This window comes from Pseudomonas sp. AC229 (assembly GCF_979254655.1).
In genome coordinates this window covers 1-281 of sequence record NZ_CEEDHK010000047.1, presented here as the reverse complement: position 1 = coordinate 281, position 281 = coordinate 1, and the positions used below count along the sequence as shown (strand labels likewise).

Below are 281 nucleotides of genomic sequence, written 5' to 3'. Positions count from 1 at the left end.
ACTCATGTCCGCACCGTCAAATAGGCTATTATGCTCACCTGCTATTTGTGAGGCACATACGCTTGCCATGGTGTAGCCTGGAGCAACCAGCCCGTAGATTTTGTTATCCCATAATGCACATTCTCCAATCGCATAAATATCTGGCTCGCTTGTTTGACATGTGTCGTTGATAACGATACCGCCACGTTCGCCAAGTTTTAGCCCAGAATCTCGTGCCATAGTATCTTCAGGGCGAATCCCAGCACTAAATAGAATCAAATCGGTATCAAGCAAGCTACCAT

The 281-nt window shown here is 46.3% G+C and carries 1 protein-coding gene; it reads right to left on the bottom strand.

Annotated elements, in window-relative coordinates; genetic code table 11:
- The coding region (locus AC0IW7_RS24785) for an FAD-dependent oxidoreductase (RefSeq protein ID WP_471821491.1) at window positions 1-281 on the bottom strand (281 nt) is incomplete at both ends.